The sequence below is a fragment of the Streptomyces sp. NBC_01460 genome (assembly GCF_036227405.1).
In the GTDB taxonomy this organism is placed as follows: domain Bacteria; phylum Actinomycetota; class Actinomycetes; order Streptomycetales; family Streptomycetaceae; genus Streptomyces.
In genome coordinates this window covers 6989771-7016431 of record NZ_CP109473.1, presented here as the reverse complement: position 1 = coordinate 7016431, position 26661 = coordinate 6989771, and the positions used below count along the sequence as shown (strand labels likewise).

Annotated in this window: 25 protein-coding genes; 11 read left to right on the top strand and 14 right to left on the bottom strand. The window is 71.7% G+C overall.

What is annotated here, in order from left to right:
* Nucleotides 1-61: 61 nt before the first annotated feature.
* Complete coding sequence (locus OG488_RS31595) at nt 62-2197, top strand: PP2C family protein-serine/threonine phosphatase (protein ID WP_329235178.1); 2136 nt, start codon at nt 62-64, stop codon at nt 2195-2197.
* Between the two features lie 121 nt (nt 2198-2318).
* On the opposite strand, the gene OG488_RS31590 is transcribed toward OG488_RS31595, so the two are convergent.
* A complete protein-coding gene (locus OG488_RS31590; protein WP_329235175.1) occupies nt 2319-3689 on the bottom strand; it encodes a glycoside hydrolase family 5 protein in 1371 nt (456 codons plus the stop codon).
* 283 nt (nt 3690-3972) lie between these two features.
* Between OG488_RS31590 and OG488_RS31585 the strand changes: the two genes are divergently transcribed.
* Nucleotides 3973-6339: a galactose-binding domain-containing protein gene (locus tag OG488_RS31585; RefSeq protein ID WP_329235173.1), complete on the top strand. Its 2367-nt coding sequence runs from the start codon at nt 3973-3975 to the stop codon at nt 6337-6339.
* Nucleotides 6340-6398: 59 nt separating this feature from the next.
* On the opposite strand, the gene OG488_RS31580 is transcribed toward OG488_RS31585, so the two are convergent.
* From OG488_RS31580 to OG488_RS31560, 5 genes are read right to left on the bottom strand one after another with little or no spacing between them, the layout of a single operon-like run.
* Nucleotides 6399-7652, bottom strand: a complete 1254-nt coding sequence (locus tag OG488_RS31580; RefSeq protein WP_329235170.1) for an ABC transporter substrate-binding protein — start codon at nt 7650-7652, stop codon at nt 6399-6401.
* Nucleotides 7649-8776 carry a branched-chain amino acid ABC transporter permease gene (locus OG488_RS31575; protein WP_329235167.1) on the bottom strand — a complete coding sequence of 376 codons (1128 nt, stop codon included), beginning with the start codon at nt 8774-8776 and terminating at the stop codon, nt 7649-7651. Before OG488_RS31575 ends, OG488_RS31580 begins: the two co-directional genes overlap by 4 nt.
* Entirely contained in the window at nt 8769-9659 is an 891-nt protein-coding gene (locus OG488_RS31570; protein WP_329235164.1) for a branched-chain amino acid ABC transporter permease, read from the bottom strand. Before OG488_RS31570 ends, OG488_RS31575 begins: the two co-directional genes overlap by 8 nt.
* Nucleotides 9656-10441, bottom strand: a complete 786-nt coding sequence (locus tag OG488_RS31565) for an ABC transporter ATP-binding protein (protein WP_329235161.1) — start codon at nt 10439-10441, stop codon at nt 9656-9658. Before OG488_RS31565 ends, OG488_RS31570 begins: the two co-directional genes overlap by 4 nt.
* A complete protein-coding gene (locus tag OG488_RS31560) occupies nt 10429-11226 on the bottom strand; it encodes an ABC transporter ATP-binding protein (protein WP_329235158.1) in 798 nt (265 codons plus the stop codon). Before OG488_RS31560 ends, OG488_RS31565 begins: the two co-directional genes overlap by 13 nt.
* 216 nt (nt 11227-11442) lie before the next feature.
* On the opposite strand from OG488_RS31560, the gene OG488_RS31555 reads away from it, so the two are divergent.
* Nucleotides 11443-12165, top strand: coding sequence for a PucR family transcriptional regulator (locus tag OG488_RS31555; RefSeq protein WP_329235155.1), 723 nt, complete (start codon nt 11443-11445; stop codon nt 12163-12165).
* Nucleotides 12166-12201: 36 nt separating this feature from the next.
* On the opposite strand, the gene OG488_RS31550 is transcribed toward OG488_RS31555, so the two are convergent.
* On the bottom strand, nt 12202-13317 hold the full coding sequence (locus tag OG488_RS31550) for a glycerate kinase (protein WP_329235153.1): 1116 nt from the start codon (nt 13315-13317) through the stop codon (nt 12202-12204).
* Nucleotides 13318-13448: 131 nt separating this feature from the next.
* Between OG488_RS31550 and OG488_RS31545 the strand changes: the two genes are divergently transcribed.
* Nucleotides 13449-13943 carry an NUDIX hydrolase gene (locus OG488_RS31545; protein ID WP_329235152.1) on the top strand — a complete coding sequence of 165 codons (495 nt, stop codon included), beginning with the start codon at nt 13449-13451 and terminating at the stop codon, nt 13941-13943.
* Between the two features lie 4 nt (nt 13944-13947).
* On the opposite strand, the gene OG488_RS31540 is transcribed toward OG488_RS31545, so the two are convergent.
* Nucleotides 13948-14148 (bottom strand): type II toxin-antitoxin system VapB family antitoxin, encoded by a 201-nt coding sequence (locus OG488_RS31540; RefSeq protein WP_329235149.1) that lies wholly within the window; start codon nt 14146-14148, stop codon nt 13948-13950.
* A gap of 69 nt (nt 14149-14217) precedes the next feature.
* On the opposite strand from OG488_RS31540, the gene OG488_RS31535 reads away from it, so the two are divergent.
* Nucleotides 14218-14946 carry an SIR2 family NAD-dependent protein deacylase gene (locus OG488_RS31535; RefSeq protein WP_329235147.1) on the top strand — a complete coding sequence of 243 codons (729 nt, stop codon included), beginning with the start codon at nt 14218-14220 and terminating at the stop codon, nt 14944-14946.
* 16 nt (nt 14947-14962) lie between these two features.
* On the opposite strand, the gene OG488_RS31530 is transcribed toward OG488_RS31535, so the two are convergent.
* A complete protein-coding gene (locus OG488_RS31530; RefSeq protein WP_329235144.1) occupies nt 14963-15802 on the bottom strand; it encodes a glycoside hydrolase family 16 protein in 840 nt (279 codons plus the stop codon).
* 47 nt (nt 15803-15849) lie between these two features.
* Nucleotides 15850-16260 (bottom strand): (2Fe-2S) ferredoxin domain-containing protein, encoded by a 411-nt coding sequence (locus OG488_RS31525; RefSeq protein WP_329235141.1) that lies wholly within the window; start codon nt 16258-16260, stop codon nt 15850-15852.
* Between the two features lie 316 nt (nt 16261-16576).
* Here OG488_RS31525 and OG488_RS31520 point away from each other — a divergent pair, with 316 nt between their 5' ends.
* The gene (locus OG488_RS31520; protein WP_329235138.1) at nt 16577-17161 is read left to right on the top strand and encodes a TMEM165/GDT1 family protein; all 585 of its coding nucleotides are present in this window, start codon (nt 16577-16579) and stop codon (nt 17159-17161) included.
* A gap of 52 nt (nt 17162-17213) precedes the next feature.
* On the opposite strand, the gene OG488_RS31515 is transcribed toward OG488_RS31520, so the two are convergent.
* Entirely contained in the window at nt 17214-17732 is a 519-nt protein-coding gene (locus tag OG488_RS31515; protein ID WP_329235135.1) for a methylated-DNA--[protein]-cysteine S-methyltransferase, read from the bottom strand.
* Nucleotides 17733-17751: 19 nt separating this feature from the next.
* Complete coding sequence (locus OG488_RS31510; protein ID WP_329235133.1) at nt 17752-19230, bottom strand: AlkA N-terminal domain-containing protein; 1479 nt, start codon at nt 19228-19230, stop codon at nt 17752-17754.
* Nucleotides 19231-19639: 409 nt separating this feature from the next.
* On the opposite strand from OG488_RS31510, the gene OG488_RS31505 reads away from it, so the two are divergent.
* The 4 genes from OG488_RS31505 to OG488_RS31490 all read left to right on the top strand — a co-directional run bounded on the left by OG488_RS31505 (nt 19640) and on the right by OG488_RS31490 (nt 23878).
* Complete coding sequence (locus OG488_RS31505; RefSeq protein ID WP_329235130.1) at nt 19640-20875, top strand: right-handed parallel beta-helix repeat-containing protein; 1236 nt, start codon at nt 19640-19642, stop codon at nt 20873-20875.
* Between the two features lie 195 nt (nt 20876-21070).
* Entirely contained in the window at nt 21071-22393 is a 1323-nt protein-coding gene (locus OG488_RS31500; protein WP_329235128.1) for an ammonium transporter, read from the top strand.
* On the top strand, nt 22390-22728 hold the full coding sequence (locus OG488_RS31495) for a P-II family nitrogen regulator (RefSeq protein ID WP_329235125.1): 339 nt from the start codon (nt 22390-22392) through the stop codon (nt 22726-22728). Before OG488_RS31500 ends, OG488_RS31495 begins: the two co-directional genes overlap by 4 nt.
* Before the next feature lie 172 nt (nt 22729-22900).
* Entirely contained in the window at nt 22901-23878 is a 978-nt protein-coding gene (locus tag OG488_RS31490) for a helix-turn-helix domain-containing protein (protein ID WP_329235122.1), read from the top strand.
* 60 nt (nt 23879-23938) lie between these two features.
* Here the strand turns inward: OG488_RS31490 and OG488_RS31485 are convergent, their stop codons facing one another.
* The gene (locus OG488_RS31485) at nt 23939-24919 is read right to left on the bottom strand and encodes a helix-turn-helix domain-containing protein (protein WP_329235120.1); all 981 of its coding nucleotides are present in this window, start codon (nt 24917-24919) and stop codon (nt 23939-23941) included.
* 264 nt (nt 24920-25183) lie between these two features.
* Here OG488_RS31485 and OG488_RS31480 point away from each other — a divergent pair, with 264 nt between their 5' ends.
* The gene (locus OG488_RS31480; protein WP_329235117.1) at nt 25184-26026 is read left to right on the top strand and encodes an alpha/beta hydrolase; all 843 of its coding nucleotides are present in this window, start codon (nt 25184-25186) and stop codon (nt 26024-26026) included.
* Between the two features lie 57 nt (nt 26027-26083).
* Here OG488_RS31480 and OG488_RS31475 read toward each other — a convergent pair whose 3' ends face one another.
* Nucleotides 26084-26593 (bottom strand): cupin domain-containing protein, encoded by a 510-nt coding sequence (locus OG488_RS31475; RefSeq protein WP_329235114.1) that lies wholly within the window; start codon nt 26591-26593, stop codon nt 26084-26086.
* Nucleotides 26594-26661 lie beyond the last annotated feature (68 nt).

Below are 26661 nucleotides of genomic sequence, written 5' to 3'. Positions count from 1 at the left end.
TGCCCCGCTCCACGGCCCGCAGCGGGTGCGCGCCCGCTCGTCACGGGGGACGCTGGAGAGCGTGCAGGACCACACGGAGTCCGTCGCCGCCACGGGATCGGGCACGGAGCTGCTGGACAGCGCCGTGGCCCACGTCGTGCGGGAGACCGGCGCGTCCGTGGCGATGCTGTACCTCCAGTCGGAACGCGACGGCACGCTGCACCTGACCGTGCTCGTCGGGGTGCCGGGCCAGCTGGCCGCCCCCTGGACCCGGGTGCCGCTGTCGGCTCCGATCCCGGTGGCCGACGCCGTACGCCTGCGGTGCCTGATCTGGCTCGGGAGCCAGGAGGAACTGGCCCGCCGGTACCCGCGCCCCGCGCTCGTCCTGCCGTACCAGTTCGCGATGGGTGCCGCGCCCATCCGGACGGGCACCACCGACCGGGGCGGCCTCGTGCTGATGTGGCCGGGCTCCCACTCCTCGGAGCTGTCCACCGCGGAGCGTGCCGCCATGGTCGGCGGGTGCCACGGCATCGGCATGCTCCTGCAGCAGGCCGAGAGCAGCGGCTACCCGGTCCGGCCGGGGAGCCAGCCGCGCGTGCTGCTCCCGCCCGAGCCGCCCCGCCCGGAACCGTCCGAGGCCGCCGCCGCCGCGGAATTCGTCCACCGGCTGCCGGGCGGGAGCTGCGCCCTGGCCCTCGACGGGAGGGTCACCTACCTCAACGACGACGCCGCGGCCCTCCTGGGGGCCGGTGCCGAGGAGGTACTGGGCACCCTGCCCTGGGAGTCGCTCCCCTGGCTGAACAACCCCGTCGTCGAGGACTACTACCGGGCCGCCGTCATCGGCCGCCAGCAGACGTCGTTCACCGTGTTGCGGCCACCGGACGGGTGGCTGGCCTTCCACCTGTTCCCGAGCGCCACCGGGATCAGCGTCCGGATCCTGCCCATCCCGCGGCCCGGCCCCTCGGGAGCACCGCCGCCGAAGCTCCCACCGGCCTCGGACGTGCCCAGCCGGGCCACCGCCCTCTACCACCTGATGCATCTGGCGGCGACGCTCACCGAGGCCGTCGGCACCCAGGACGTGATCGGCCTGGCGGGCGACCAGCTGATGCCGGCCTTCCGCATCCAGTCGCTCGTCGTCATGACCTCCGCGGAGGGGCGGCTGAGGGTCGAGGGCCGCCGCGGCACCCATCCCGCGCTCATGGACCGCTTCGACGGCGCCCCGCTGACGTCGGGGACCCCCGCCGCGCACGTGCTGACGACGGGCATTCCCGAGTTCTACCCCACCTTCACCGAGCTGGAGCGCGCCTATCCCTCGGCGGGTCTGCGCGATGCCGTCGCCGCCTGCGCCTTCCTCCCGCTGATCGTCTCCGGGCATCCGGTGGGCTCGCTGGTCCTCGCCTACGACCGTCCGCACCCCTTCGAGCCCGAGGAACGCGCGCTGCTGACCTCGATCGCGGGGCTGCTCGCCCAGGCGCTGGACCGCGCCCGGCTCTACGACACCAAGGACCGGCTCGCCCACAGCCTTCAGGCCCATCTGCTGCCCCAGACCCTGCCCCGCATCGACGGTCTGGACGTGGCGGCCCGCTACCTTCCCTCGACCCGGGGCATGGGCATCGGCGGGGACTTCTACGACCTCATCCGGCTGGACGGGACCACGGCCGCCGCGGCCATCGGCGACGTGCAGGGCCACAACGAGAACGCCGCCGCGCTCATGGGCCAGGTCCGCACCGCCGTGCACGCCTCCGCGGGCGCGCCGCCTGACGAGGTCCTGGCACGCACCAACCGCCTGCTCACCGATCTCGACCCGGGGCTGTTCACCAGCTGCCTCTACATCCACCTCGACCTCGCCGGGCACAGCGCGCGCATGGCCACCGCCGGCCACCCCCCGCCGCTGCTGCGGCAGCCCGACGGGCAGACCGAGGTCCTCGATCTGCCGCCCGGCCTCCTGCTCGGCATCGATCCCGCGTCGCGGTACCCGACGACCGATGTGCCGCTCCCTCCCGGTGGGGCGCTCGCCCTGTTCACCGACGGGCTGGTGGAGGCACCGGGGGTGGCCTTCGACGACGCGGCCGCCGAGCTGGCCGCGCACTTCGCCCTCGCCCTCGACCAGGACATGGAGTCCGTCGCCGACACGCTCGTGCGGTACGCGAAGCGGGCCACGCCCGGTACCGACGACATCGCCCTGCTCCTCATCAACGCCCTGCGGCCGGACGGCTGACGGCGTACGGCTCCCCTCCGCGTGCGGGGAGCCGGTGAGCTGGAGACCCTGAGGTGCCGAGGCGGTGGGGTTTCATCGGCACCCCAGGGCGTTCGGGGGTGATGCGGCGGGCGCGCGGGCGTCAGCCGCCGTAGAGGTCGGCCAGGCTGATCCCTGTCGTACCGGCGGCGCCGCCCAGCCTCACCTCGTGGTCGAGGCTCACGAACTTCCCGCCCGACTGCCACAGCGCGGGCTTGAGCATCGCGTACTTGGCCTCGTCCCAGGTCGCCCAGTCGTAGCCCAAAAGGCCGCCGGTGTCACCGGAGTTGGGGTTGAGGCACCAGAAGGTCTGGTGGATGCCGTTCTCCACGATCAGACCCCGCAGGGCGGTCATCCACTTCTGGTTCGGGCCGTTGTCGAGGTGGCCTCCCCACTCGCCGATGAACAGCGGTGCGGTACCGTCCTTGTGCAGGTAGAGCCAGTTGGGGCCCCAGACGTCGCGCTCCAGCGTCGTACGGTTCCACTCGCCCTGGAACCAGGGCTGCTGGTAGACCAGCGGGCCGTAGTCGTGCGGGGAGTAGACCAGCTGGTCCTGCTGCGCGCCGAGGTCGACCGGGTGGTCCTTCGCCCCGCGCAGGTTCCCGCCCCACCACATGCCGTGGTAGTCGGTCGCGTTGGTGGAGGACCAGTTCGCGCCGTCCCTGGGGTAGATCTCGATGCCTTCGCACAGGACGAGGACCTGCGGGTTGACGGCGAGGATCCGCCTGCCCGCGGTCTGGCAGGTGTACTTGAAGTTGTCCTGGTCCGTGGAGCCGTCCCACTTGGCGCGAGGGCTTTCGGACTGCTTGCCGTGCGGCTCGTTCTTGACGTCCATCGCCACGAGCGTGTCGTTGGCCTTGTAGCGCGCGGTCACCCACTCCCAGGCGGTGTAGAACTGCTCGGGGGTGATCGAGCCCTTCCACCAGACCGGGTACACATGGCCGGAGTTGTCGGCCTCCGCGCTGTGCACGTCCAGCATGACCTTGATGCCGTACTTCTCCGCCACTCCGAGGAAGGCGTCGAAGACCCCCAGGGTCGTCCTGCCCGCGAGCTCGGGGTTGGCCCAGGTGTTGACCGCGCTGGACGGCGCGGCCTGCCCGTTCTTCCACTCCAGCAGGAGCTGGGTGGAGATCGGCACACGGACGATGTTGATGCCGCGCTCCGCCATCTGCCGGGTGACCGTGTCCAGGTTGGCGGACCAGAGCCCGTGGAAGACCCGCTCGGAGGCGTTGAAGCCGAACCAGTTGACGCCGGTGAGCCAGACGCGGTTGCCCTGCGCGTCGACGATCCGGTTGCCCTCGGTGTGCAGCCAGTCGGTCCCGGCGGCGGCGGGCGTCGCGGCCGGCTGCCGGCCCGCCGGAGCGGCCGGTGCCGCCTGCGCGGCGACGGGGCCGGACAGCGTCATCAGCAGAGCGGTCGCGGTGACGGCGGCGGCGAGCGCCCTGCCCAGTCGTTTTCTCGTCCGTGGCTTCATCCGTTGTCGCCTTTCAGGGGAGTGAGGCGGGCACGAAGGATGGGAGCGCTCCCATTCCGTTGCTCACATGAAGCCAGGACCCCGGAACAGCTGTCAATGGACATGACAATGTTCACCTCTTGAACACGTATGCCCTCCTCGACCGCTCGCTATTCCCGCACTTGAGTCATTTATTTGAGCGATGAAGACGAAATCTTGCGCAGCACCGTGGACTTCTTTACTGGCGTGCTCCTAGCCTGTGGGGCGTCCGAAGTGCCCCTCGAGCCGCAAGGACGACTCACACGTGACCCCACCACTGTCTCGACCACGTCTCCTCAGACGCTCCCTCTCCGCGTCCCTCTCCCTCGCACTCGCCGCGGCGGGCACCGCCGCCGCGGTCGTGCTGGCCGGCGCTCCCCCCGCCCAGGCCGCCGCGGTCCCCGCGCCGTCACCCGTCGGGATATCCGGGCGGGGCGCCACCGTCCCGTTCAAGGAACAGGAGGCCGAGTACGCCGCCACCAACGGCTCGCTGATCGGTCCGAACCGCCTGTACGGCTCCCTGCCCTCCGAGGCGTCGGGCCGACAGGCTGTCACCCTCGACGCCACCGGTGAGTACGTCGAGTTCACGCTCACCGCCCCCGCGAACGCGATGACCTTCCGCTACTCGCTGCCGGACAACGCGGCCGGGACGGGCCGGGACGGCTCGCTCGACCTGCGGGTCAACGGCAGCTCGCTCAAGAGCGTGCCGGTGACGTCGAAGTACGGCTGGTACTACGGGGGTTACCCCTTCAACAACAGCCCGGGTGACACCAACCCGCACCACTTCTACGACGAGACCCGGACCATGTTCGGGTCCACCCTGGCCGCCGGTACGAAGATCCGGCTCCAGGTGACCTCCACCGCGGCCTCGCCGTCGTTCACGATCGACCTGGCCGACTTCGAGCAGGTCGGCGCGCCGGTCGGCAGGCCGTCGGGCGCCCTGGACGTCGTGAGCGACTTCGGCGCCGACCCGACGGGGGCCGCCGACTCCACGGCGAAGATCCAGGCCGCGGTGGACGCGGGCCGCACCCAGGGCAAGGAGGTGTACATCCCGCAGGGCACGTTCAAGGTGCAGGACCACATCGTCGTCGACAAGGTCACCCTGCGCGGCGCCGGCCCCTGGTACAGCGTGCTGACCGGACGTCACCCCACGGACCGAAGCAAGGCGGTCGGGGTCTACGGGAAGTACGCGACGCAGGGCGGCAGCAGCAACGTCACGCTCAAGGACTTCGCCATCATCGGCGACATCCGTGAGCGGGTGGACAACGACCAGGTCAACGCCATCGGCGGGGCCATGTCCAACTCGGTCGTCGACAACGTCTGGATGCAGCACACCAAGTGCGGCGCCTGGATGGACGGTCCGATGGACAACTTCACCATCAGGAACAGCCGCATCCTGGACCAGACCGCCGACGGCGTGAACTTCCACTACGGCGTCACGAACTCCACGGTGACCAACACCTTCGTCCGCAACACCGGTGACGACGGACTGGCCATGTGGGCGGAGAACGTCCCGAACGTGAAGAACAAGTTCACGTTCAACACGGTGATCCTGCCGATCCTCGCCAACAACATCGTCACGTACGGCGGCAAGGACATCACCATCTCCGACAACGTCATGTCGGACACCATCACCAACGGCGGCGGGCTGCACATCGCCAACCGCTACCCGGGCGTCAACTCGGGTCAGGGGACGGCCGTCTCGGGTACGCACACCGCTGCCCGCAACACCCTGATCCGGACCGGGAACAACGACTTCAACTGGCAGTTCGGCGTCGGGGCGATCTGGTTCAGCGGACTCAACGAGCCGATCAACAACGCCACGATCAACATCACCGACAGCGAGATCCTGGACAGCTCCTACGCTGCGATCCACCTGATCGAGGGCGCGAGCAACGGGCTGCACTTCGACAACATCAAGATCGACGGCGCGGGCACGTACGCCCTGCAGATCCAGGCTCCCGGCACGGCCTCGTTCAACAAGGTCGTCGCCACGCACATCGCCCAGTCCAACCCGATCCACAACTGTGTCGGAAGCGGCTTCCAGATCACCCAGGGAACCGGGAACTCGGGCTGGTACGCGAATCCGCCCGCCTGCACCGGTGTCTGGCCGGCCCCGGTGTGGACCAACGGCGGGGTCCCCGGGGGCGGCGGACCCACCGACCCGACGGACCCGACGGACCCGCCCGACCCGACCGATCCGCCCGAGGAGACGGGCAACCTCGCCCAGGGGCGCCCGGTCACCGAGACGAGCCACGCCGACGTGTACGGCGCCGGCAACGCGGTGGACGGCAACGCCAACAGCTACTGGGAGAGCCGCAACAACGCCTTCCCGCAGTCCGTCACCGTGGACCTCGGTGCCGCGAAGGCGGTCAAGCGGCTGGTGCTGAAGCTGCCTCCCGCCGCCGCCTGGGCGACCCGGACGCAGACGATCGGCGTCACGGGCAGCACCGACAACTCCGCGTACAGCTCGCTGAAGGCGGCGGCGGGGTACACGTTCAACCCGTCGAGCGGCAACACGGCGACGGTGACGCTGACGGGGACGCCGGTCCGCTACCTGCGGCTGACGTTCACCGCGAACACCGGCTGGCCCGCGGGCCAGTTGTCCGAGCTGGAGGCCTACACCAGCTGATCGCGCACATGACGACGGGCCCGGCCTGCGCGGCCGGGCCCGTCACCGTGCGGGGGAGATCAGGGCGTGAGCGTGAAGGACTCGGCGGCCGGGGCCACCTCGGCCGGGCGGACCACCTTAAGGCCGCCGGGGCTCTTGGCGTCCGGCTTCATGATGACGGTCTCCTTGGTGGAGGGTGCCGCCGGGTCGGTGAAGTCGTGCGAGATCCCGAAGTCGCTGCCGAAGCCCTTGATGGTGAGCAGGGCCTTGTCGACACCCTCCCGGGTGAGGTCCTTCGACTCGCAGGCCTTCTTCAGCGCCTCGCCGAAGACGGACGCCGCGTTGTATCCGGCGACGACGCCGTTGTCGAGGCCGTCCTTCGGGTACTGGGCCGCGTACGCCTTGGCGAGCTTCGACGGACCGGCGGCCGCGTCACCGATGGGCAGCGTGGAGGAACCGATGTAGTAGTCCTTCTGCAGTGCCGGGCCCGCGGGCGTGGCCAGGAGCTGCGGGGCGTATGCCGAGTTGTTGCCCACCACCGGGACGTCGAAGCCCGTGGCCGCGGCCACACCGACCAGCGAGGCGGCCTGGCGCGGTCCCGCGCTGAGGACGATCGCCTTCACACCGGCCTGCTTGAGCGCGGAGACCTGGGCGGTCATGTCGTTGTCGGTCGGCTTGATCTTCTGCTCGACGACGGTCAGGCCCGCTTCCTTCGCCGCGTGCTTCGAGCCGGCCAGGGCGTTCTCGCCGTAGTCGCCCTCGAAGTAGACGTGACCGATCTTGTCGCCCTTGGCGATGCGCTTCTCGTCCAGGAGGAAGTCGATCAGGTTGATCGTCTCGACGTCGTAGGTGGCGCCGATGACCCGGACGTACTTCGACCCGACGAGATTCGCCGACCAGGCCTGGGGCAGGACGATGCCCTTGTCCTGTCCGTCGATGCGCGACTCGACCGCGGCGACGAACGGGGAGCCGATGAACTGGGTGAAGCCCAGCACGTTCGGTTCCAGCTCGGTGTAGGCGCCGATCGCCTTCTGCGGGTCGTACGCGTGGTCGCGGACGGTCAGTTCGATCTGCCGGTCGCAGATGCCGCCGGCCTTGTTGGTCTCCTTCACCCAGAGCTGCTGGGCCTGGGTGACGCTCTTGCCGAGCGAGGCGTACACCCCGGTCATGTCGGTGAGGGCCCCGAGGGTGATCTTCGAGTCGGTGACCCCTTCACCGGCCTTCACACCGTTCTTGTCGGCGGCGCCGTCGTCCGACGACTTCGCCTTCTCGCTGCATCCCGCGAGGGTGAGGGTGAGAGCCGCGACGACGGCTCCGACAACACGTAGCTTCATTTCTTCTTCTCCCCTGGATTCTTCAGACGCGCGATGCCGCCGGGCAGGAACAGGACGACCGCGACGACCGCGGCGCCGTACAGGTAGCGGGACGCCTCCCCCGGTGCGATGCCGCCCGTACCAGGGGCGGACACCAGGGGGAGGGAGTCGCTGTAGTGGGTGAGCACCTGAGGGAGCAGCGACACGAACGCGGCGCCGATGACGGCTCCCGCGACGCTGCCCAGCCCGCCGATGACGATCATGGCGAGGTATTCGAGGGACAGGATCATGCCGAAGTACTCCGGCACGGTCCGCTGGAAGACCAGCGCGAGCAGGACGCCCGCGAGGCCCGCGTACATGGAGGACAGGACGAAGACACCGGCCCGGTACCGGGCCACCGGCACGCCCATCACGCCCGCCGCGATCCGGTGGTCCCGGATGGCGTTCATCGCGCGTCCGGGCCGGCCGCGCAGCACCCCGCGGGCGAAGAGCCCGCTGGCGAGAAGGGCCGCCAGCGCCAGGTACCAGAGCTTCTCGGACGACTGGAAGGGCACCGCGGCGACGACCACCTCGGCGTCGTCGAAGGTGAACCCGAAGAGCGAGAGCGGGGGAACGGGACGGCCGTTGAAGCCGCCGGTGAGCGAGCCCGCGTTGAAGAGCACGTGCTGGCCGATGAAGATCAGCGCGAGCGTGGCGATCCCGAGGTAGGCGCCGCTGAGCCGCCCCGCGATGGGGCTGAAGAGCCCGCCGGCGGCTCCCGCCAGGAGCACGGCGAGGATCGCCGCGAGCCAGGTGGGCAGGCCGAGGCCGGTGAGGGCGTGGCCGTTCTCCGTGCTGCTCCCGCCCGCCAGGATGCAGTAGCCGTACGCGCCCACCGCCAGGAAGAAGGCGTGCCCCATGGAGAGCTGGCCGGTGGAGCCGGTGAGCAGGTTGAGCCCGATGGCACCGATCGCCGCCGCCATCGCGAACAGTCCTGCCTGGAGCCAGAACCGGTCCAGGTAGAACGGGAACAGGAGGAGCAGGACCGACCCGGCCAGCCAGAGGTAGGGAGCGGGGCGGCGCAGCCGGCCGGCGAGCGGCGTCCCGGTGGCGGGCGGGGCCGCCGCGGGGGCGGGCGCGGTGGCGTCCTTGGTGGCTTCAGACACGGGACAGCTCCTTCGTACCGAAGAGTCCCGCCGGCCGGACGAGCAGGACGACCACCATCACCAGGTACGGAGCGAGATCACCGATGCCGCGTCCGAGGAAGGAGAGGTCGCTCTGGTAGCCCGTGGCGAGTGATTCGGTGACACCGACGAGGAGCCCGCCGACGAGCGCCCCGGTCGTCGAGTCGAGGCCGCCGAGGATCGCGGCGGGGAACGCCTTGAGCGCGGCGAGTGAGGTGGCGCGTTCGAGGCCGGGGGTCGGGAACACGGTGAGGAAGAGCGCGGCGACCGCGGCGAGGGCTCCTGCGACCGCCCAGGCGGAGAGCGAGACCCTGCCGAGCCGGATGCCCATCAGGGCGGCGGTCTGCGGGTTCTCGGCTGCGGCCCGCATCGACACGCCCCACGAGGTGAAGCGGAAGGCGAGCAGGAACACGGTGATCAGCAGCCCCGCGACGAGGAACGCCGCGATGCGCGTCTCGGCGAGGGTGACGCCGCCGATCGTGACGACGTCGTCGCCCCACGGGTCGCCCAGGGCCATGACGTCCGTCCCCATGCGCCGGGTGAGTTCGGTGGTGAGGAGGATGTCGACACCGATGGTGACGATGGCCAGGACGCTCTGGTCGCTCCCCCGGTAACGGCGCATCACGAAGAACTCGACCGCCGACCCGACGACCGCCGCTCCGGCGATCCCGACGGCGAGAGCAGGCCAGAAGCCGATGTCGTCGTGGAGCACCGCGGTGACGTAACCGCCGGCGAGCAGCAGGGAGGCGTGGGCGAAGTTGACGACCTCGGTCGCCTTGAAGATGACGACGAAGCCCAGGGCGATCAGCGCGTAGACCGAGCCGATGGACAGTCCGCCGAGGAGGAGTTCGATGAAGGTGGTCATTCCTGTGCCCCCAGGTAGGCCTGCACGACGGCCGGGTCGTTCTGCACCTCGGCGGGCGTGCCCCCCGCGATCCTGCGTCCGAAGTCGAGTACGGTCACGGCGTCCGCGAGCCGCATCACCACCCCCATGTCGTGTTCGACCATGACGATCGAGATGCCGAGACTGTCGCGTACGCCGGCGACGACGGCCGCGGTGCGGCGGCGCTCGTCGGCCGTCATCCCCGCGATGGGCTCGTCCAGGAGCAGGACCTCCGGCTCCATGCACAGGGCGCGGCCGAGCTCGACGAGCTTCTGCTTCCCGTACGGGAGCGCGCCCGCGGGGAAGTCGAGTTCCTTCTCCAGACCGATGAACCCGGCGATCTCCCGCACGCGTTCGTGGTGCAGCCGCGCCTCACGGGTGGCGGACGGCAGCCGCAGCCCGGAGGCCACGAACCCGGCGCGGGTGAGCCGGTGGCGGCCGAGCATGAGGCTCTCGGCGACGGTGGCGTGCGGCGGCAGGGCCAGGTTCTGGAAGGTGCGGGCCACGCCGAGGTCGGCGATCCGGTGCGGGGCGAGACCGGTGAGTTCGGTGTCACCGAGGTGCACGCTTCCCGAGGTGGCGCGGTAGACGCCGGAGAGCACGTTGAAGGTGGTGGACTTGCCTGCTCCGTTGGGTCCGATGACCGCGTGCACGCTGCCCGGTTCGACGGTGAAGGACACCGCGTCGAGGGCGGTGAGCCCGGCGAAGCGCACGGTCACGTCGCGGACGGCGAGGGGCGCCGGGGCGGCCGTCACGCGGACCACCTGCTCAGGGTGCGGGTGCTGCCTTCCGCCTGTGCGGCGTCCTCGGCGGCCGTCTCGTCGACGACGCCGAGGTAGCGGCGGCGTACCTCGTCGGAGGCGGCGAGCTCGTCGGCCGGGCCGTCGAGCGCGACCTCGCCGACGTCCAGGACGTACGCCGTGGAGGCGAGCCGCAGCGCGATGGCCGCGTTCTGCTCGACGAGCATGACGGAGGTGCCGCTTGCGTTGATCTCCTGGATCGTCTCGGCGATCTTCGCCGCCATCAGGGGCGCGAGGCCGAGGGACGGCTCGTCGAGCAGCAGCAGGCGGGGCCCGGCCATCAGGGCGCGGCCCATCGCCAGCATCTGCTGCTCTCCTCCGGACAGCAGCCCGGCCCGCTGGTGTGCGCGCTGGGAGAGCACCGGGAACAGTTCGTGTACGCGCCGGAGGGCGTCGGCCGCGGCCTTGCGCCCGCCGCGTGCCCCGAGGGCGCCCGCCCGCAGATTGTCCGCCACCGTCATCCGGGCGAACACCTGCCGCCCTTCCGGTACCTGGATCACTCCCGCCGCCACCACCTGGGCGGGGCGGAGCCCGTCCAGGGGACGGCCGTCGAAGCGGATGGTGCCCGTGCCCGTCCCGCGGTGGAAGCCGAGGGTCCGCGATACGGCCCGCAGCAGCGTGGTCTTGCCGGCGCCGTTGCCACCGAGTACTGCGGTGATCGCGCCGGCCGGCACGTCGACGGAGACGTCGCGCAGTGCCCGTACCGGGCCGTAGCCCACGGACAGTTCGCGGATCTCGAGCGTTGCCATGCGTCCTCCTCCTTCCGACTGGTCGTTGTGGTGCCACAGACCAGCAGCGGGCGCGGCGCGCGTCCACGGTCCGGGGCGCAATCGCTGCGGGTGACCAGTCTTCGAGGGGCCCCGTTGTGCGGGCGCACAGAGGGAGGTGATGCCCTGTCGTCCCCGGCACGGCCGGTGGCATCCTCACCAGCCATGAGCGGCTCGGCTGCGGAACGGAGCGAAGACATGCGGGGGCGCAGTGACGAGCGGGGCCGTGCACTGCTCGACGCCCTGCTGGAGGGCCGGTCGGAGCCGGACCTCGCGGCGCACGCGGCACACAGTCTGGGCCTGCCGGAGCAGGGCCGTTACGCGGTGGCGGTGCTGCGGCCGGGCGGGGGCGCGCCGGCGGGTGTGGCCATGGAGGCGGACGGTCTGAGGTTCCTCCGGCGGAGGAGGGCGGACCGCGAGGTCGTCGTCGTCGCCCTGGGTGACCGGGATCCGGCGGTGCTCGCCGGGCTGCTGGTGCGGTGGTGTCCCGGTCCCGGCGGGATCGGCCCGGTGGCCGACGGCCTGGCCGGGCTGGGGGACGCGCGCCGGCTGGCGGAGGTGGCCCTGCTGACCTGTCCGCCGGGCACGACGGAGATCGTGCGGCTGGAGGAGCGGCTGCCCACGGCGCTCGTGGTGAGCCAGCCCGAGCTGTCGGCGCGGCTGGTCGCGGATGTCTTCGGCCCGCTGCTGGACCTGGACCCGGCGGACCGGGCGCTGCTGATGCGCACGCTGGAGGCGTGGCTGGAGTGCGGGGGGTCGGCGGGGAGGGCCGCGGGGAGGCTGTACTGCCACCGCAACACCGTGCTCAACCGGCTGCGCCGGCTGGAGCGGCTGACCTCACGGTCGCTGTCACGGCCGCGCGAGCTGGTCGAGATGATGCTGGCGCTGGACGCCTTCAGGCTGACGGCACCGCAGCCGTGAGGGGGCGCCCGGCGGGCGCCCCCTCACGGTGGTGCGTCAGGACAGGAAGTCGCGGGCGATCGCCTCGGCCGCGCGTTCCAGCAGGGGGCCGGCCTGCGCCATGCAGACCGCGGGGTCCGGCTCCAGGTCCGTCAGGGCGTAGGCCCGGCGGATCCCCGCCCTGCCCAGCGCCTCCGGCGGCAGGGCGAGGCGTCCGCACACGGCGACGGCCTCCACGCCCGCGGTGCGCGCCGCGGCGGCGACCCCTGCGGGGGCCTTGCCGTGCAGGGTCTGCTCGTCGAGCGAGCCCTCGCCGGTGACGACGAGCGTGGCGCGGGCCAGCGCGGGGGCGAAGCCCAGGACGTCGAGCATGACCTCGATGCCGGGCCGGAAGCGTGCGCCCAGCGCGACCAGCGCGCCGTAGCCGATGCCTCCGGCGGCGCCCGCTCCGGGCAGCTCGGCGGTCTCGGGCCCCAGCACGGAGGCGTAGTGGGCGAGCGCCGCGTCGAGGACCGCGATGTCGTCCTCGGTGGCACCCTTCTGCCGCCCGTAGACCTCCGGGGCGCCCTTCGGGCCGGTCAGCGGGTTGTCCACGTCGCTGGCCAGGATGAGGTCGATCCCGGCGAGCCGGGGGTCGAGCCCCGACAGGTCGGCCTCGGCCAGCTCCGCGAGTGCGGCGCCGCCGGGGCCGACGGGCTTGCCGTCGCCGTCCAGGAAGCGTGCTCCGAGCGCGGCGAGCATGCCCGCGCCGCCGTCGGTCGTCGCGCTGCCGCCGACGCCGAACACGATCGTCCGGGCGCCGGCGTCGAGCGCGGCCGCCAGCAGCTCCCCGGAGCCGTACGTGGTCGCCGTGAGCGGGGCGAACTCCCCCGCGGGCAGGTGCTGGAGGCCGGAGGCCTCCGCCATCTCGACCACGGCGGTGCTGTCGCGCACCGCGTACGCCGCGCTCACCGGGGTACCGAGCGGCCCGGTCACCCGCGTCTCACGGCGCTCGAATCCGGCGGCCACCGCCGCCGCGACCGTGCCGTCGCCGCCGTCCGCGACGGGCAGGGTCTCGACCCTCAGCCCGGGGACGACGCGCCGCAGCCCGGCCGTCACACGCTCCGCGACCTCCACGGCCGTCAGTGAGCCCTTGAACTTGTCCGCCGCCACGAGCACGTGGGGGGTCTCCATCACTGCTCCGTCCGTCACCTTGTATCCCTTTGCTTTCGAACGTGCAGTCGCGCCGCCCCGACCCTATCCGGACCACCCCTGATCTGCCCATGGCTGTCCGGAACCACGTCTGCGCCGCCTACGCTGCGTCCGTGACCACCTCTGACTACGCCACCTACATCGCAGGGCTCCCCCGTGTACTGGCCGCGGCCGCCACCCTCTTCAGGGACGAGCGGGGACGGGTCCTGCTCGTCGAGCCGAACTACCGGGAGGACTGGGCGCTCCCCGGCGGCACCGTCGAGTCGGGCGACGGCGAGAGTCCCCGACAGGCCGCCCGCCGCGAGACGGCGGAGGAGATCGGTCTCGACCGCGCGCCCGGCCGGCTGCTCGCGGTGGACTGGGCGCGCGGCGAGGCCCGCCCGCCGATCGTCGCGTACGTCTACGACGGCGGTGTGCTGGCGCGGGAGGAGCTGGCCGCGATCCGGATCCAGGAGGACGAGCTGCTCTCCTGGCGGCTGGTGGACCGCGCCGACCTCGCCGGTCACCTCTCCGACCGGCTCGGGCGGCGTATCGCGGCGGCGCTGGACGTACTGGACTCCGGCACGGGTGCGGCCGAGCTGGAGGACGGCGTCAGGGTGCCGGCCTGAGGGGTCAGCCCTGGGGGTCCTGCGGCCTGGCGTCGGCCTCCCGCCGCGCGTCGTCCTGCGCGGCGGCCCGTGCCTCGGTGCGGTGGCCGCGCGCGATGTAGTCGCGCACGACGAGTTCGACGGCGTCCTGCGGGTTTCCGACCCCCGCGAGCACCATGACCTCCACGACGAGTTCCGCGTCCAGACTGACGTTCACTGTGGCCATGCGTGGACCCTAGGGGGCGCCCGCGGAAATGTCATCGCGGCGGGACCGGGCCGTCCGTAGGCTCGGGCCATGACTCTCGTCGCGATCCTCAGCGGCGCCGGCATCTCCACGGACTCCGGCATCCCCGACTACCGCGGGCCCCAGGGCCTCTGGCGGAAGGACCCGGAGGCGGAGAAGCTCGTCACCTACGACTTCTACATGTCCGATCCGGAGATCCGCCGCCGGTCCTGGCTGATGCGCCGCGACGCGGCGGCGTGGGGCGCCGAGCCGAACGCCGCCCATCGCGCGGTGGCCGCGCTCGAACGGTCCGGTACCCCGGTCCGGGTCCTCACGCAGAACATCGACGGGCTGCACCAGCGGGCGGGGCTCTCCGCCCGCAAGGTCGTGGAGCTCCACGGCACCGCGCACGAGGTGGTCTGCACCCGGTGCCACGCCCGGTCGGCGACGGCGGACGCGCTGGCCCGCCTCGACGCCGGAGAGACGGACCCGCCGTGCACGGTATGCGGCGGGATCCTGAAGCCGGCGACGGTGATGTTCGGTGAGCGCCTGGATCCGCGGGTGCTCGCCGAGGCCATGGCGGTCACCAAGGCCTGCCAGGTGTTCATCGCCGTGGGTACGACGCTCCAGGTGCAGCCCGCGGCCTCGCTGGCGGGGATCGCGGTGGAGCACGGCGCACGGCTCGTCGTCGTCAACGCCGAGCCGACGCCCTACGACGAACTGGCCGAGGAGACCGTCCGCGAACCCATCGGGACGGCCCTGCCCGCGCTGCTGGAGCGGCTCTCCGCGGACCGGGGGTGACGGGTCCGCCGGCCGGTCATGCGCGGCCCGTGCCGTAGAAGCGCACGTAGTCGACCGTCATCGACGCGGGGGACGGCGTCGAGGTGTCGGGGGGGCCGGGCCAGTCGCCTCCGACGGCGATGTTGAGCAACAGGTGCATGTCCTGTTCGAAGACCCAGTCACGGGGTGAGGGCAGCGTCGACGGGGTCAGCGTGAAGTACGGCTCCCCGTCGACGGACCAGGTGATGCGGCGCGGTCGCTTGTCGACGGCGTAGGTGTGGAACCCCTCCGAGGCGTCGGCCGCGAGGGGGGTGGAGCCGCCGATCCCGTTCTCGTTGAAGTAGGTCGGCCCGTGCGCGGTGCCGTACACCGTGCGCGGTTCCCCGCCGACCACCTCGCAGATGTCGATCTCGCCCTGTCCGGGCCACTCGACCCCGTTGTCGCCCAGCATCCAGATCGCCGGCAGGAGTCCGGTGCCGGTGGGCAGCTTCGCGCGGACCTCCACGCGTCCGTGCGTGAGTGCGGTCCTGCCCTCGGTGGTCAGGCGGGCCGACGTCCAGGTGCAGAACTCCCGCGTCCAGCAGGGCAGCTCGGACCCTGCGGGGGCGGGCCGGGCGGAGATCACGAGGTGGCCGGCGCCGTCGAGGGCGGAGTTGGCCGCGTCGTCCGTGTAGTACTGCAGCTCGTCGTTGCCCCAGCCCTCGGCGTCCCGGTTCCCCGTCTCGGTCGTCCAGGATCCCTCCGGGGGCCGGGTGCCCGCGGCCCCGTCGAACTCGGCCTGCCAGAAGGGCCCGTCCCCGGCTGCGGGAGGCCCCGTGTGCGGGGGAGCGGACCCGCATCCGCTCAGCAGCGCGCCGAGCGCAAGCACCGACGCCACGCGGGTCAGCCGGTTCCTCGCCCCGCTCCCGCCGTGTGCCCGGTCCGTCACGCGCCTTCGCCGTCCAGTCCGGCCCGGATCCGGCGCGAGGGGCTGAAGGCGTACAGGTCGAGGATCTCCGGCGGGTCCGCGAGGCCGGGTCCGCCCTCCCCCGCCCACGTGGCGATGTCGGAGACGGCGTGCGGGTCGTTGACCAGCCCGAGCCATACGGGGCGGCCGCCCGCGCGGCGCCCCTCGGCGGAGGGCTGTACGACGATGACGTTGCCGTGCTCGCACGCGTCGAGGCACTCCACCGCGCGGACGGTCGCGGCCCCGTCGAGGGACTGCCGCAGCTGCGCGAGCTGGCCCGCGTGGTCCACTCCGGGGATCTTCCCGGTGCCGCAGCAGCAGCCCCGGCAGACGCTGACGGTGGGGCGGGAGGGCCCGGCCGCGGCGGCCTTGCGAGGACGGCGGCTCATACGGGTGCACTCCGGGGGACGGCGCGGATGATCACCGTAGGACTGTACCGAGCGGCCGCCCCGCAGGTCGGGTGGGGTAGTGTTGACGGCTGCGAAGGGGAGTAGCCCCGCAAACCGGTCGTCGACACACTGGAGCCCTCGGGTTCCCGGTGGCCGGGCTCGTAGATCCTTACGGGTGGGCGAGACCTTCGGTCAGGTATGACACGCCCGCGTCCTGCGGGCGCCGCCGTCGTGCCGGGCCGAGTGGTCCTCCGAAAAGCCCCTGTGGCACTTCGCGGAAGGCCCGGGGCCCGGCTCTCACAGAAAGCCACCCGGAATGCATCTCGACCCCCTGGCGATCCTCACCGCCTTCGGGCTGATCTTCCTCGCGGAGCTCCCCGACAAGACGATGTTCGCCTCGCTGGCCATGGGCACGCGTATGCGCCCGCTCTACGTCTGGTTCGGTACGTCGTCCGCGTTCATCGTGCACGTCGCCATCGCGGTCGGGGCGGGCGGGCTGATCGGCCTGCTCCCCGACTGGATCGTCAAGCTGGTCTCCGCCGTCCTCTTCGCGTTCGGCGCGTTCATGCTGCTGCGCAGCGGTGGCGGGGACGACGACGAGGACGAGGAGGTCAAGACCGTCACCGGCTTCTGGCCGGTCTACTCGACCGCCTTCATGGCGGTCTTCATCAGCGAGTGGGGCGACCTGACCCAGATCACCACCGCGAACCTCGCCGCGAGCAACGGCGCCTGGTCGACGGCGATCGGTTCGGCCATCGCCCTGATGTCGGTGTCCGCGCTGGCCCTCCTGGCGGGACGGTTCATCGCCAAGCGGGTGCCGCTGAAGACGGTGCAGCGCATCGGCGGTGTCTGCATGCTCGGCCTCGCGATCTGGTCGGTCGTCGAGATCTTCACGGGCTGAGCCGACGGCGGTCCGCCGGACGGGGCGGGTGTCCGGCCCCGTCCGCCCCCGCTCAGAACAGGGCGGGCACCTCGTCCTCCGTACCCCGCTCGAAGGACAGGAGCCGCTGCTTGCGGTCCAGCCCGCCGCCGTACCCGGTCAGGCTCCCCGAGGCTCCGACGACGCGGTGGCAGGGGACGATGATCCCCACCGGGTTCCTGCCGTTCGCCAGGCCCACCGCACGGGAGGCGCCGGGCTTCCCGAGGCGGTCGGCCAGTTCGCCGTAGGAGCGGGTCTCGCCGTACGGGATCCGTACGAGCTCGGCCCAGACGCCGCGCTGGAAGGGGGTGCCCTCCAGGCGCAGCGGCAGGTCGAATTCCGTCAGCCCGCCCGCGAAGTAGGCGTCGAGCTGGCGGGCGGCCTCCAGGAAGGGCCCCGGGTCCGGTACGCCGAAGGTCTCCTCGGCCGGGCGGTGCCGTTGCCCGGTCATGTACAGGCCGGACAGCACTCCGTCCGTCGCGACCAGGGTGAGATCCCCGTACGGGCTGTCGATGACCGTGTGCTGCCTGGTCACCGTGGATGCGGTGGTCATGGTTCTCGCCTTCACGCCCTCACGCGGGCAGGTGGTTGATGGGGTGGTCGTCGACGGTCCACAGGTACTGCACGGCGTACGCGCGCCACGGCCGCCAGCGGGCGGCGCGTGCGGTGAGCGCCGCGGGGGTCGCCGGGAGGCCGAGCTGTTCGGCCGCCCTGCGGATCCCCAGGTCGGTGGGGAGGAAGGCGTCCGGGTCACCGAGGGCCCGCATGGCGACGACCTCGACCGTCCAGGGGCCGAAGCCGGGCAGCGCGGCCAGTTCCGCACGGCTCCTCTCCCAGTCGGCTCCCTCCCCCAGGTGCAGGGACCCGTCGGCGAGCGCGCTCACGAGGCCGGTGAGCGTGGCGCGGCGGCTGCGCGGCAGGGCGAGCGTCCCGGGGTCGAGTCCGGCCAGTGCCCCGGAGGTGGGGAAGAGGTGGGTCAGACCGCCCTCGGGGTCCTCGACCGGCACCCCGTGGGCACGGACCAGGCGGGCCGCGTGCGTGCGGGCGGCGGCCGTGGAGACCTGCTGGCCGAGCACCGCGCGTACGGCGAACTCCGCCGCGTCGACCGTCCGCGGGACCCGCCGCCCGGGGGCCGCGTCGACCAGGGGGGCGAGCAGCGGGTCCGCGCGCAGCTCCTCGTCCACGGCCACCGGGTCGGCGTCCAGGTCGAGGAGTCTGCGGCAGCGGCTGATCGCCTGGGTGAGGTCGCGGGGGTCGGTGAGCGAGAGCCGGCAGTCGATGTGGCCGGCCCTCGGGGCCAGTGCCACGATGCCGTGGCCGTGCGGGAGGGTGAGGGTGCGGCGGTAGGCGCCTTCACGCCATTCCTCGACACCGGGGACGGCGGTCGCGGCCAGATGACCGAAGAGGTTGCTTGGAGTGAGCGGGGCCCGGTAGGGCAGCCGCAGGGTGATGATCCCGGGGGCGGTGGTGCCCGGCAGCCGGGCGCCGCGTGCCGCGCGGGCGCGCAGCTCGCCGGGGGCATGGGCGAAGACCTCCCGCACGGTGTCGTTGAAGGTGCGGACGGACGAGAACCCGGCCGCGAACGCGACCTCGGCCATGGGGAGTCCGGTCGTCTCGATCAGCACCCGGGCGGTCTGGGCCCGCTGGGACCGGGCGAGCGCGAGCGGTCCCGCGCCGAGCTCGGCGAGAAGCTGGCGCTCGATCTGGCGCGCGGAGTAGCCGAGCCGGGAGGCGAGCCCCGGGACGCCCTCCCTGTCGACGACCCCGTCCTGGATGAGGCGCATGGCCCGGGCGACGGAGTCGGCGCGGGAGTTCCACTCCGGGGAGCCGGGGCTGGTGTCGGGGCGGCACCGCTTGCAGGCCCGGAAACCGGCCTGCTGACAGGCGGCGGCGCTGGGGTAGAAGGTCATGTTCCTGGCCTTCGGCGGCACGACAGGACAGCTGGGCCGGCAGTAGATCCGGGTGGTCAGGACCGCCGTGAAGAACCATCCGTCGAAGCGGGCGTCCTTCGACCGTACGGCCCGTACGCAGCGCTCGGTGTCGGTGTGCATGGTCCCAGGATCGGGCACCGGGGGCCCGAAGGCTGGCGGGAATCCGACATCGACCTCACGGGGAGATCCCGCACGGATCGGACCCTCGTCCGCACGCCCGGCCCCGCCGCGGGTACCGCCTCCGAGCCCGCCGCACGGTTCCCGACCTATGTGGCCTCACCCCTACAACGTTCAGATCAGTGAACCTCCATCACGTACACAACTCTTGACGCGCTCACGACACACGCCTACGGTCCGGAGAAAGCGCTTACCACCACCCCTACCCCGGGGACCCAGCCGTACCGCCCGTTCGCACCCTCGAACGGACGGCATCGCCGCGCCCGACGTCATGAAGGACGGGAGACCCCCGCATCCCGGATCCGCCGCTCCGGCCCCCCACCGGCCATTCCCCCCAACCTGGAGACGAACGATGCAGAAGAAGACCAAGCCCGTCATCGCATGCGTCGGCCTGCTGGCCGGCTCACTGGTCGCACTGTCCGGCACCATGGCGCAGGCCACGTCCGCCCCCGGGCCGGCGGCCGCCGGAAGAAGCGCGGCCGGCGCCCCGGCAGCGGTGGCCGCCGACGCCCTGTACGTGGCGCCGGACGGCGCCGCCGACGCGGCCGGGACGGAGGCGGACCCGACGACGCTGGCCGCGGCGATCGGCCGTGTCACCTCCGGCGGGACGATCTACCTCCGTGGCGGGACGTACGCGTACGCCGAGACGGTCACCATCCCGCCGGGCAACGACGGCTCCGCGAACGCCCGCACCACGCTGGCCGCCTACCCCGGCGAGCGCCCGGTCCTGAACTTCTCGGCCATGAGCGAGGACCCGGCCAACCGCGGGCTCGCCGTGAACGGCGCGTACTGGCACGTGGACGGCATCGTCGTCGAGCACGCCGGCGACAACGGCATCTTCGTCGGCGGCAGCCACAACGTCGTCGAGCACGTCGTGACGCGCTTCAACCACGACTCCGGCCTGCAGATCTCGCGGATCGCCTCCGACACCCCCGACGACGAGTGGCCGTCCGACAACCTCATCCTGAGCTCGGAGTCGCACGACAACGCCGACTCCGACGGCGAGGACGCCGACGGCTTCGCGTCGAAGCTCACCTCCGGCCCCGGCAACGTCTTCCGCTACACGGTCTCCCACCACAACATCGACGACGGCTGGGACCTCTACACCAAGACGGACACGGGCCCCATCGGCCCGGTGACCATCGAGGACTCCCTCTCGTACAGCAACGGCACCCTCTCCGACGGGACCGTGAACGAGGACGGCGACCGCAACGGCTTCAAGCTGGGCGGCGACGACATCGAGGTGGACCACGTCGTCCGGCGCAACATCGCCTACGACAACGGCCACCACGGATTCACCTACAACAGCAACCCCGGGTCGATGACGGTGTCGGACAACGTCGGCATCGACAACGCCGAGCGAAACTTCTCCTTCGACAAGGGCACTTCGGTGTTCCGGAACAACATCTCCTGCCGCAAGGACGACGGTTCCAACGACAAGACCGTGGGGGACGCCGACAGCTCCAACCAGTTCTGGACCGGATCGAACGGATCCGGCTGCTCCGCGTACACCGGCGCCATGGACTGGTCGTTCGCCTCGGACGGCCACCTGGTCGTGACCTTCGGCGGGAACGAGGTGACGCCGTAGTCCCGGCCGCCGGCGCCTCCGCCGGGCCGGCCCGCGACGGCGGACCCGGCGGAGGCGGCCCCTCCGTTCACGGTGAGGTTTCGGTCACCTTCACGCAATGAAACACGCCGGAAACGCGACGGCGCCCTCCGTGAAACGCACGCCCGCAACCCTCTTCGGGCCGGACCCCACGCCGCCCCGAGGAGGGACCCTCTCTTGACCCCCGTGACCCTGGCCTCGGCACGCCTCGACACAGGCGACACCGCATGGCTCCTCGCCGCCACCGCCCTCGTCCTGCTGATGACGCCGGGCCTGGCCCTGTTCTACGGCGGCATGGTCCGCACGAAGAGCGTCCTCAACATGCTGATGATGAGCTTCGTGTCGATCGCGCTGGTCACCGTCGTCTGGCTGGTCGCGGGCTACTCCCTCGCCTTCGGCGACGACACCTTCGCCGGGCTCATCGGCGGGCTCGACCACGTCGGCATGGTCGGCATCGGCCCCGACGACCTCACCGGCAGCGTCCCCACCCTGCTCTTCACCACCTTCCAGCTCACCTTCGCGATCCTCACCGCGGCACTGGTCAGCGGGGCGATCGCGGACCGCATGAAGTTCGCGGCGTGGCTGGTCTTCGTGCCGGTGTGGACCCTGCTCGTATACGTTCCCGTCGCCCACTGGGTGTGGGGCCCCGGCGGGTGGATAGCGGACTCGCTGGGTGCCCTCGACTTCGCCGGGGGCCTCGTCGTGGAGATCACCTGCGGGGCGTCGGGCCTCGCCCTCGCCCTGGTGACCGGCCCGCGCCTCGGCTTCAAGAAGGACGCCATGCGCCCGCACAACCTGCCGATGGTGGTGCTCGGCGCCGGCCTGCTCTGGTTCGGCTGGCTCGGCTTCAACGGCGGCTCGGCGCTCGGCGCCAACGGTCTGGCCGCCGCCTCGGTCCTCAACACCCTCGTCGCCGGATGCACCGGTCTGCTCGGCTGGCTCTTCGTCGAGCAGAGGCGGGACGGCCACCCGACCACCTTCGGCGCGGCGTCCGGCGCGGTCGCCGGTCTGGTGGCGATCACCCCCGCGTGCGGGACGGTGGGCGTCCTCGGCGGGGCCGTCGTCGGACTCGTCGCCGGTGTCATCTGCTCGTACGCGGTCGCGTGGAAGTTCCGGTTCGACTACGACGACTCCCTGGACGTCGTCGGCGTGCACTTCGTGGGCGGCGTCGTCGGCACGCTGCTCGTCGGGCTGTTCGCGACGGCCGCGATGACCGGCGGCGCGGAGGGCCTCCTGTACGGCGGCGGGGCGGGCCAACTCGCCCGGCAGGCCGTCGCGGTGCTCGCCGTGGCCGCGTACACCTTCCTGGTGACGTACGGGATCGGCAAGGCGATCGACCGGCTGATGGGTGTGCGCGCCTCCGAGGAGGAGGAACTCACGGGCCTGGATCAGACGGTGCACGCGGAGAGCGCCTACGATCACGGCGGTCTGGGTCACGCCGCCGCGCAGTCCCCGGGCCACTCCGCACTTCGTTTCCAGGACAGGAGCACCGCCCCATGAAGCTGATCACCGCAGTCGTGAAGCCGCACCGCCTCGACGAGGTGAAGACGGCCCTCCAGGACCTCGGCGTGAACGGGATGACGGTCACGGAAGCCAGCGGCTACGGACGCCAGCACGGGCACACCGAGGTCTACCGGGGCGCCGAGTACCGGGTGGACCTGGTGCCGAAGGTCCGTATAGAGGTCCTCGTCGAGGACGCGGACGCGGAGCCGGTCCTCGACGCCGTCGTCCGGGCCGCCAGGACCGGAAAGATCGGCGACGGCAAGGTGTGGGCGGTTCCCGTGGAGACGGCCGTGCGGGTCCGCACGGGCGAGCGGGGCCCCGAGGCGCTCTAGCCGTTCCACCCCGGTGGCAACTCTGTTCCGAGCGTGCGGAGGACGTCTCCCTGAGTGCGGGAGGCCTTCAGCCGGGGGATGCTCCGTGACTACTCTGCGCTTCCGTACGGGGGCTGCGGAGGGAGTCGTCCGGTCCCGTCGGTCCGCCGGCGGCACCGGCCAGGGGGGACCTATGAGCATCACGTTCGACACGACCCACATACCACCGGCCGACAGGGCCGAGGTCATACGCGACGTCATCTGGGAACGCGTCGTCCGCGTGGACATCCAGCACCATCCGGAGCAGGAGCGGATCCGGGCGGTCGGCACGATCAGCGACGTCGGAGCCATGAGCATCTGCTCGGTGAGGTCCAACGCGACCGTCATCCGGCGCACGCCGTCACTGGTGCGCGACGACCTCGAGCCCAGCGTCTTCCTCAGCCTCCAGGTCTCCGGATCGAGCATGGTGGTGCAGGACGGCAGGGAAGCGGTGCTGCACCCGGGTGACCTCGCGGTCTACGACACCACCGAGCCGTACACCCTGGTGAACGAGGGCGGGATCGATCAGTACTACTTCCGCGTCCCCCGCCGGGATCTGGCCCTGCCGGCGTCCGCCTTGAGCAAGGTCACGGCGGTGTGTCTGAGCCGGGACCACCCGGTCGCCGATCTCGCGTCGACGTACTTCGCGCGCCTCGCCGACACCCGGCTGCGCATGGACGCCCAGCAGACCGGAGCCGTGGAACAACCCGGTGTCGACCTGCTGCGGGCGGTGCTCGCCACCTGCATCGGCGACTCGCGCCTCGCCCGTGAACCGCTCGAGTCGACCCTGCAGTACCGGATCACGGAGTACATGCGCGCGCATCTCGCCGAGCACGACCTGAGCGCTGCCCGTATCGCCCGCGCCCACCACATATCGGTGCGTTACCTCTACACGATCCTGGCCCGGTCGGGGATCGGTCTCGGCGACTGGCTCCGGGTCAACCGCCTCGAACAGTGCCGGAAGGACCTCGCCCGCCCCAGGAACAGGTCGGTGACCGTCGCGGCCATCGCCCATCGCTGGGGCTTCACCAGCGCGAGCCACTTCAGCCGCGTCTTCAAGGAGGCGTACGGGGTGTCGCCCCGCGAGTGGCGCCGGTCGCGGAACCGGAGCGGCACCGGCGTCGGTGGCTGACCCGTCGCGCGGCAGGGCACCCGTACCGGACGCACGATCACGCGGTGCCCGGCACGCACGTCAGCTGTTCTCCGGTGGCGCAGCCGCGTGGTCCTCACATGCCCTGCGCCATTCACCAGGGGTCAGACCGTAGGCCGTCCGGAACCTGCGGGTGAAATGGCCGGCGTTCACGAACCCCCACCTCCGGGCGACAGCCGCGACGGTGGGGCGGCCGGGGCCCGGGGACGCGAGCATGTTCCGGGCCCCTTCCAGCCGCTCGGAGATGATCCACTGCTCCATGCTGAGCCCCGCACGCCGGAAGACCTCGTAGAGGTGGCGCACCGAGATGTGGTGCTCGGCGGCGATCCGTTCGGCGCCGAGGTCGTGGTCGGCGAGATGGCGGCGCGCGTATGCCAGCATGCGGGTGAGGAGCGTGTCGTCCATGACCTCCCGGGTGAGCGGACCGCCGTCCTGCGAGGCCGACACCAGCAGGGCCCGCACCAGTTCGACGGTCGCGTTCGCCAGGGCCGGGGCGCCGGGGTCGGCGGCCCATCCGTCCGGGTCCCGCCACAGGGCTCTCACATGGTGCAGCACCAGGTCGTGCAGCGGGCTCGCCCTCAGCCGGAAGGTGGTGTTCCGCAGGGCTTCCATCGGCAGGCCCAGCCGGTCGAACTCGATCAGCACGGCCCGGGACGCCCCCTGGCCCGTCCATCCGAACGCGCGGGGTGTCATCTCGTTGAACAGACAGATGCTGTCCGGGGCGACGATCCCCTGCTCACCGTCGATCTCGGCGTGGGCGCACCCCCGGGTCTGCAGGGAGACGGCAACGATCGGCCGGCTCTCCTGCCGTACGTGCCGGGCGGTACGCGTCAGCGTGAACCCGGTGTTGTGGGACGTGAACAGGTCGAGCGCACCGACCCGCCACAGGTGCATACGCGCCTGGATCCCCGTCTCCGGCTCCTCGTGGACGATGTGGTTGGGGACGGAGGCGTGGGTCAGCGCGTGACGGAACGCCTCCACGCGGTCGGCCCGAGGCACGGCGTTCGTGTCCAGCAGCAGCATGTGGCTCCCCCACCCTGAGAAATCGCATTATCGGCCATCGGGTGCCGCGCCCCCGGAATCCGCGTGCCACCCCGGGTGGACAGCCGTGTGTGTGCGCACCGCCAGGACAGTCCTGTGCGGTGTGCGCACCGCCAGGACAGTCCTGTGCACGATCAGTCACCACACCGGATCCGCTCGTCCCTAACGTGAGCCCCGGACGCCGCGCAGGGGGAAGCGCGAGCTCCCCTCCCCTTGACCCCCACCCGCAGAGAACGGACGTACGCCATGCCCGCATCGCACGACCTCGAACGCATCGAGCAGATCAACGCCACCGGCCGCACCCCGGTGGTCTTCGTCCACGGTCTGTGGCTGCTGCCCAGCAGCTGGGACCGGTGGGCAGCCGTCTTCGAAGAGGCCGGCTTCGCCCCCCTGGCAGCCGGCTGGCCGGACGACCCCGCAACGGTCGCCGAGGCCAACGCCCACCCCGAGGTCTTCGCGGGCAAGAGCGTCGCGCAAGTCGCCGATCACGTTGCCGAGTTGATCGGTGCGCTGGACCGCAGGCCCGTGGTGATCGGGCATTCCTTCGGTGGCCTCATAGCCCAGATGATCGCGGGCCGAGGCCTGTCGGCAGCGACCGTGGCCATTGATCCGGCGCCCTTCCGTGGGGTGCTTCCTCTGCCGGTCTCCTCCCTGCGTGCCGCGCGGCCCGTGCTCTCCAACCCTGCCAACTTCCACCGGGCCGTCCCCCTGACCTACGACCAGTTCCGGTTCGCCTTCGCCAACGCGGTCAGCGAGGAGGAGGCCAAGGAGCTGTACGAGACCTTCGCGGTCCCGGCCCCCGGGGAGCCCCTCTTCCAGGCGGCCGTCGCGAACATCAACCCCTGGACCGAGGTGAAGGTCGACACGGTCCACCCCGGGCGAGGGCCCCTGCTGATCGTCTCCGGGGAGAAGGACAACACCGTTCCCTGGGCCATCGCCCATGCCTCGTACAAGAAGCAGGTGCGCAACGGGTCCGCCGTCACGGAGATCACGGAACTGGCCGGCCGCGGCCACGCGCTGACGATCGACAGGGGCTGGCGCGAGGTCGCCGAGACCGCCTTGGCCTTCGTGCGGCGCTTCACCTCCTGAGGACCGCACACGGCGGCCGGCTCAGGGGCTGCGACAGGGGCCGGAGCAGTGCGCGGATCAGGCCGTCGCGTCGGGCTCCAGGGCGTACAGACGCGGCAGGTTCACCACGATCGCCTCCTGGGTGCTGCGGGCGATGACGACCACGGCCTCCTCGGTGGGGTCCGGATTCTCCTCGCGGTGCGGCACGAACGGCGGGACGAAGATGTAGTCGCCCGGGGCAGTGCGTAGCCGGACCTCCTCCGGCTCCGCCCCCGAGTCGTCGATGAACACGAACTCCGGGTGTCCGCTGACCACATGGATGGCCGTCTCGGACTCGCCGTGGTGGTGGTCGGAGGAGGCGGTCGCGGGGGCCACGTGGGTCTGGCCCATCCACAGCTTCTCGGAGCCCACGGTCCTGCCGCTGACGGCACCGAATCTGCGCATGCCGCCTGTCTGTGCCGTGTCGCCGTCCAGTGCGTCCGCGCGGATGTGGTGCAGACGGGTGCGCAGGGGTGCCGCCGGGCCGCCCGGGGCATCGTGGAGATGAGGGTGGAACCCTTCACCGGGGGTCGTCAACGGCTCGCTCATGGCTGGGACGTTAGGTCGGCGGCGAAAAGGCTGTCAAGAGGAGTCCTGTCACCCTCCACCTGCGGCGA